We start from the raw sequence: 4,502 nt of genomic DNA on the forward strand, positions 1-4,502 counted from the left end.
CGACGGTGACGGTCGCCTCGATTCCCGGGTGCCGTGCGGACAGCCGCTCCAGGACGGGCGGCAGCAGATACAGGGCCACGCTGCGGAACGCGGCGACGCGGAGCGGCCCGGCGACCTCGCCCGTAGGTATGTCGTGCGCCTCCCTGACCAGGGTCTCCAGCATGCGAGGCACCCGGCGGGCGTGCGCCACCGCCCGCGCACCGGCGGGGGTGGGCCGGGCGCCGAACCGCCCTCGCTCGAACAACACGACGCCGACCTTGCGTTCGATGCCGCGCACGGCGTGCGAGACGCCCGACTGGGTCGTGCCCAGCCGGACCGCCGCCGGCGAGAAGCCGCCTTCTTCGGCGACCGCGACCAGGACGCGAAGCTCCTGCGGAGCGAGATCGACAGCGCTGCTCATTTCCGCCCCCCCCATGAGGGCGGCTCATGGATCCGCCCGTTCCATGAGCCCAACCCTCTGCCCGCACCAGCGCATTCCTCCTTAACGTCCCGGTCATGACCGCGCTCACCGTGCACCAGACCGCCCGCCCGACCGGCTTCCCGACCCCCGAGCACTTCCGCTTCGTGGAGTCGCGTGTTCCGGAGCCCGCCAGCGGCACGGCGCTCGTCGAGAACCTGTACTGGTCCGTCGACCCCTACCACCGCGAAATGATGGACGGCGACTTCGAGTTGAACGCCCCACTGGAGGGCCGCGCGCTCGGCAGAGTCGTCGCCGTTCGCGAACCGGCCCTGCCGGAGGGCGAGTTGGTCTTCCACCGGAAGGGCTGGCGGACCCACTCGGTGGTGACCCCGGCCGAGACCAGACGCCTGCCGCTCCATGAAGGCGTCTCCCTCTCCGCGTACTTGAGCGTTCTCGGCGGTACGGGCCTGACGGCCTACGTCGGGCTCACTCGCGTCGCCCGGCTCCGGGAGGGCGACGACCTGTTCGTCTCCGCCGCGGCCGGCGGGGTCGGCACGGCGACGGGCCGCTTCGCACGGCTGCTGGGCGCGGGCAGGGTGATCGGAAGCGCGGGATCGCCGTCGAAGGTCAGACATCTGATCGAACAGGTCGGTTACGACGCCGCGTTCGACTACCGGTCCGGCCCGGTCGCGGACCTCCTCACGAAAGCCGCACCCGACGGCATCGACGTGTTCGTGGACAACGTCGGCGGCGAGCACCTGGGCGCGGCGATCGGTGCGCTCAGGGAGCGCGGCCGAGTGGTCCGGATCGGCACGGTGGGCCAGTACAACACCCCGGACGCGCCGCCGGTCGTCTTCGACCACGCGGACGTCGTGGAGAAGAGCCTGCGCGTCGAGGGCTTCCTGGTGCGCGACTACGCGGACGTGCAGGAGGAGTTGTACGAGTTCGCCGTACCGCATCTGCTCAGCGGGGCACTCACTCCCGACGAGACGGTGGTGGACGGGTTCGAGCGGATCGTGGAGGCGTTCCTGCTGATGCTGCGCGGCGGGAACACCGGGAAGACCCTGGTGAGGGCGGGCGGTGCGGGGTGATATACAGCGGCCGAGATCACCTCCGCGCCGGCCTCGACGTACGGTCGAGCACGATCTCCAGGGCGTCCCGGAATCCCTCCGGGGCCTCCACCCACGGCAGATGGCCGGCCTTCGGCAGCACCACCCGCCGTACGCGTGGCAATGCCTCCTCCAGTGAGTCCACCGCCGAACGCGGGCGGATGTCCTCGGCGCCGTCGATGATCAGGACGGGCACGTCCAGGGACGCGCAGGCGGTCCGCAGGACGGGGCTGCCCCAGGTACCCACGGTCTCGGCGTTCAGGGCCTTGTTGCACTCGTGGTTGATGTCGAACCAGGGGTCGGCCATCCGGCGGGCGTGCTCCAGGGCGTGCTCGCGGTCCGTGAAGTCGGCCGTCCATTGCAGGATCGCGCGCTCCGGGTCCCTCTTCGGCAACTCCCGCCAGTGGGCGATCCGTTGGGGATCCTCGCCGAGGCGCGCGGCGAGGTTGTCCGTGTACTCGGCGTGCCACTCCGACGTCGGCACGATGCCCGACCCGCTGACGTACACCAGGGTGCTCACCCGCTCGGGGTGGGCAAGGGTGTAGCTCAACGCCAGTTGCGCGCCCCAGGAGTGGCCGAGCAGCGCCATCCGGTCCAGACCGAAGTGGCGCCGTACGACGTCCAGGTCGGCCACGAACCGGTCGGTCGTCCACGGTCCGGCGCACCGCTGCGAGCGGCCGCAGCCGCGCTGGTCCCAGCGGATCACCGGGTCCCGGTCGCCGAGCACCGCGGCCATGTCCCCGAACATGTCCCACAGTCCCGGCCCGCCGTGGCACAGGACCAGCGGGTCACCCTCACCCGAACGCGAGGCCCACAGTCGTACGCCGTCCTCGGTGAACACGGTCATGCCCGCATTGTGCGCGCACGAAGGGGCCGGGCAACAGCCCGGCCCCTTCTGATGACTGACGGGACGTCAGCCCATGTGCGGGTACCCGTAGTCGGTGGGCGGGACCAGGGTCTCCTTGATGGCGCGGGTCAGCGTCCAGCGCTGGAGGTTCTGCGGGGCGCCGGCCTTGTCGTTGGTGCCGGAGGCGCGGCCCCCGCCGAAGGGCTGCTGGCCGACGACGGCGCCGGTGGACTTGTCGTTGATGTAGAAGTTGCCGGCCGCGTAGCGCAGCTTCTCCATCGTGTACGCGGCCGCCGCGCGGTCGGACGAGATCACCGAGCCCGTCAGCGCGTAGTCGGACGCCGACTCCATCTGGGTCAGCATCTCCTCGTACCTGTCGTCCTCGTAGACGTACACCGCGAGGAAGGGGCCGAAGTACTCGGTGGTGAAGACCTCGTTCGCCGGGTCCGTGCACTCGACGACGGTCGGGCGGACGAAGTAGCCGACCGAGTCGTCGTAGGAACCGCCCGCGACGATCGTGCAGGTGGGGTCCGACTGCGCGCGGTCGATCGCGGCCTTGTTCTTGGCGAAGGCGCGCTCGTCGATGACCGCGCCGATGAAGTTGGACAGGTCGGTGACGTCGCCCATGGCGATGCCGTCCACCTCGGCGGCGAACTCCTCACGGAAACCGCTGTTCCAGATCGACGCCGGGATGTAGGCCCGGGAGGTCGCCGAGCACTTCTGGCCCTGGTACTCGAAGGCACCGCGGGTCAGGGCGGTCTTGAGGATCGCGCGGTCGGCGCTCGGATGGGCGACGACGAAGTCCTTGCCGCCGGTCTCGCCGACCAGGCGCGGGTAGGTGCGGTACTTCTCGATGTTGGCGCCGACCGTCTTCCACAGGTGCTGGAAGGTCTTCGTCGAACCGGTGAAGTGGATGCCCGCGAGGTCCCGGTGCTCCAGGGCGACCTTGGAGACCTCGATGCCGTCGCCGGTGACGAGGTTGATGACGCCCTTGGGCAGACCGGCCTCCTCGAGGAGCTGCATGAGCAGCACGGCGGCGTGGGTCTGGGTCGGGGACGGCTTCCACACGACCACGTTGCCCATGAGCGCGGGCGCCGTCGGCAGGTTGCCCGCGATCGCCGTGAAGTTGAACGGCGTGATCGCGTAGACGAAGCCCTCGAGCGGGCGGTGGTCGAGGCGGTTCCAGACGCCGGGGGCGTTGGCCGGGGGCTGCTCGGCGAGCAGGTCACGGGCGTACTTGACGTTGAAGCGCCAGAAGTCGACGAGCTCGCAGGGCGTGTCGATCTCGGCCTGCTGGGCGGTCTTGGACTGGCCGAGCATGGTGGAGGCGGCCAGCGTCTCGCGCCAGGGGCCGGAGAGCAGTTCGGCGGCGCGCAGGATGATCGCGGCGCGGTCGTCGAAGGACATCGCGCGCCAGACAGGGGCGGCGGCGAGCGCCGCGTCGATGGCGTCCTGGGCGTCCTGCTGGGTGGCGTTGCGGTAAGTGCCCAGCACGGCCTTGTGGTTGTGCGGCTGCACGACCTGGAAGGATTCGCCGCCGCCCAGCCGCTTCTCGCCGCCGATGGTCATCGGCAGATCGACCGGGTTCTCGGCCAGCTCCTTGAGCCTGACCTCCAGCCGTGCCCGCTCGGGCGAGCCGGGGGCGTAGCCGCGCACCGGCTCGTTGACGGGGGTGGGGACCTGGGTCACAGCGTCCATGAGATCCGTACTCCTTGAACTTGAGCGGGTGTGGGGCTCAGCCCTTGCTGATCATGCTGCGGACGAAGAAACGCAGGTTCGCCGGCCTCTCCGCGAGCCTCCGCATGAAGTAGCCGTACCAGTCGGTGCCGTACGCCGTATAGACGCGCATGCGGTGGCCTTCGGCGGCGAGCCGGAGGTGTTCGTCGCCGCGGATGCCGTAGAGCATCTGGAACTCGTACTCGTCGGGCTTGCGGCCGGCCTGCCGGGCGAGTTCCTGGGCGATGGAGATCAGGCGGGGGTCGTGGGAGCCGACCATCGGGTATCCCGTGCCCTCCATCAGGATGCGCAGGACCCGGACGTACGCCTTGTCGATCTCATGCTTCTGCTGGTAGGCGACCTCGGCGGGCTCCTTGTACGCGCCCTTCACAAGCCGCACCCGGCTGCCCGCCCCGGCGAGCCGGCGGGC

Annotated in this window: 5 protein-coding genes; 1 reads left to right on the plus strand and 4 read right to left on the minus strand. The window is 70.2% G+C overall.

What is annotated here, in order from left to right; all coding sequences use genetic code 11:
- Positions 1-400, minus strand: a 400-nt coding sequence (locus JF597_RS51530) for a LysR family transcriptional regulator (RefSeq protein ID WP_294013545.1), incomplete at its 3' end; no start/stop codon positions are given.
- Positions 401-495: 95 nt separating this feature from the next.
- Here JF597_RS51530 and JF597_RS51535 point away from each other — a divergent pair.
- Entirely contained in the window at positions 496-1,491 is a 996-nt protein-coding gene (locus JF597_RS51535; protein ID WP_294013548.1) for an NADP-dependent oxidoreductase, read from the plus strand.
- Positions 1,492-1,507: 16 nt separating this feature from the next.
- Here the strand turns inward: JF597_RS51535 and JF597_RS51540 are convergent, their stop codons facing one another.
- From JF597_RS51540 to JF597_RS51550, 3 genes are all read right to left on the minus strand, one after another.
- Positions 1,508-2,356, minus strand: a complete 849-nt coding sequence (locus JF597_RS51540; RefSeq protein ID WP_294013550.1) for an alpha/beta fold hydrolase — start codon at positions 2,354-2,356, stop codon at positions 1,508-1,510.
- A gap of 66 nt (positions 2,357-2,422) precedes the next feature.
- Positions 2,423-4,054, minus strand: a complete 1,632-nt coding sequence (gene pruA / locus JF597_RS51545; RefSeq protein WP_294013552.1) for an L-glutamate gamma-semialdehyde dehydrogenase — start codon at positions 4,052-4,054, stop codon at positions 2,423-2,425.
- A 37-nt stretch (positions 4,055-4,091) separates the two neighbouring features.
- The coding region (locus JF597_RS51550) for a proline dehydrogenase family protein (RefSeq protein ID WP_294013555.1) at positions 4,092-4,502 on the minus strand (411 nt) is incomplete at its 5' end.

Source organism: Streptomyces sp. (genome assembly GCF_019510245.1).
Classification (GTDB): domain Bacteria; phylum Actinomycetota; class Actinomycetes; order Streptomycetales; family Streptomycetaceae; genus Streptomyces.

What these genes read in the sequence shown, in the direction of transcription:
- pruA (WP_294013552.1), bottom strand. Translation starts at nt 4,054, where the DNA reads ATGGACGCTGTGACCCAGGTCCCCACCCCCGTCAACGAGCCGGTGCGC.
- JF597_RS51535 (WP_294013548.1), top strand. Translation starts at nt 496, where the DNA reads ATGACCGCGCTCACCGTGCACCAGACCGCCCGCCCGACCGGCTTCCCG.
- JF597_RS51540 (WP_294013550.1), bottom strand. Translation starts at nt 2,356, where the DNA reads ATGACCGTGTTCACCGAGGACGGCGTACGACTGTGGGCCTCGCGTTCG.